This is a genomic window from uncultured Campylobacter sp., from assembly GCF_937997405.1.
Taxonomy (GTDB): domain Bacteria; phylum Campylobacterota; class Campylobacteria; order Campylobacterales; family Campylobacteraceae; genus Campylobacter_B.
Map to the genome: position 1 here is coordinate 1 of NZ_CALKTL010000025.1, position 1,563 is coordinate 1,563.

Below are 1,563 nucleotides of genomic sequence, written 5' to 3' on the forward strand. Positions count from 1 at the left end.
TCGCAAAATCGCCGCTCAGTCTAAGAGCATTTTCAGCAAGCGCACCCAACACAGCGGGCTTTAGATGAAAATTTAGATAGCCGTTCACCGCCGTAGCACTTAGAATTTCGCTATCTTTAAATTTAGCCGCAAGTTCCTCAGCGATGAGCCTAGGCGCCTTTCGCATCTCCTTAGCCAGCGCGAAAGCCTCGGGCGAGGCGTAATGAGCCAAACTTTTATCTTTGGGTTTTTCTAAAACGACTTCGCGAGATAAAATTTTAAAAATTTCATTTAAGACTAAATTTTTCAAATCCTTTACGCCTTTTTAGTATCGCTGATTTCGGCGTCTTTGATCTCTTCCTCTGCCTTTTTCTCGACCTTCTCAGGCGTATCGTCCTCCATCTCTTTTTTGAAGGTCTTAATGCCCTTACCTACGCCCTTTGCGAGCTCGGGGATTTTTTTAGCTCCGAAAAGTAACACGATAATCGCTAAGATAATTAGCAGTTGTTGAACGCTTACGCCCATTTTTTCTCCTTTAAATTTTCCAAATTTCGATTAGCTTGCCTATGTCGCGGCTTGCCGTTTCTAGTTTGATAGTTTTGTAGATTGATCTTAAATTTTCATACGCCGCTTCCAGGCGGTCGTTTATTATGAAATAATCATATTCGCCTAGGCGCTCCATCTCCTCTTGCGCGTTTTGTAGGCGCAAAGCAATATCGGCAGGATCATTATCGCCACGAGCACGCAACCTATCTCTAAGCTCCGACAAGCTCGGCGTAGTAATAAATACGCTAGTAAGCCCGCTTTTAGGCACTTTGCTACGCACGATCTCATATCCTTGCACATCGATGTCAAAAATCACGATCTTACCCCGCTCAAGCTCGCTCGTAGCGGCTTTTAGCGAAGTACCGTAATATTTGCCGTGGACCAACGCCCACTCTAAAAACTCTCCGCGCTCGATGCCTGCGCGAAACTCGCTCTCGCTTATGAAATGATAATTCACACCATCCGCTTCGCCCGCACGCATTTCACGCGTCGTAGAGGAGATCGAGAAGTATATCTGCTCGCCAAATTCTGCAACAAGACGCTTTATAAGCGTGCTTTTGCCGCTACCGCTGGGACCGGAGACGAGCAAAATTTTGCCTTTCACTATCTATCTCCAAACGATATGTCAATATTGATCTTGAAGTCCTTCAGCGCGTCTTTGGCGTCCTTGCTACCCGCAAATCTCTCGATCGTGTTTGCGATGCCCGCTTCCAGATCATCGCGCAACTTGGTTTTCAGCTCCTCGGCACTCGGTTTTTTACCGTGCTCGTTACGCAGCGGCTCGCTTTTAGAGCTAGGCTCTAACTCGCTTGCCATAAGGCTGGCAAACTCCGCCGCAGCCGAAGCAGCAAGCTCATTCGGCATAGCTTGTGCGCCAAATTTCATCTCATTTGCCTTCTCGGACGCGCCGAATTTATGCGCTTTAAATTCGGTGCACTCCGAAGGCTTTGATATAGGCTTTGAAGCATTAAATTTTATCTGCTGCGCGGCGCACCGGATTGCGAAGTACTTTGACAGTGATCCGGTGAATCACCCGAT

3 protein-coding genes and 1 pseudogene are annotated in these 1,563 nt (G+C 47.2%); all 4 read right to left on the reverse strand.

Annotated elements, in window-relative coordinates:
- A pseudogene (locus tag Q0372_RS01120) lies at window positions 1-289 on the reverse strand (arginine--tRNA ligase); the annotation flags it as partial.
- A gap of 5 nt (window positions 290-294) precedes the next feature.
- A complete protein-coding gene (locus Q0372_RS01125) occupies window positions 295-504 on the reverse strand; it encodes a twin-arginine translocase TatA/TatE family subunit (RefSeq protein ID WP_297944621.1) in 210 nt (69 codons plus the stop codon).
- Window positions 505-514: 10 nt separating this feature from the next.
- A complete protein-coding gene (gene gmk, locus Q0372_RS01130; protein ID WP_298101545.1) occupies window positions 515-1,129 on the reverse strand; it encodes a guanylate kinase in 615 nt (204 codons plus the stop codon).
- Window positions 1,129-1,410 (reverse strand): hypothetical protein, encoded by a 282-nt coding sequence (locus tag Q0372_RS01135; RefSeq protein WP_298101547.1) that lies wholly within the window; start codon window positions 1,408-1,410, stop codon window positions 1,129-1,131. The genes gmk and Q0372_RS01135 overlap by 1 nt, the downstream gene beginning before the upstream one ends.
- Window positions 1,411-1,563 lie beyond the last annotated feature (153 nt).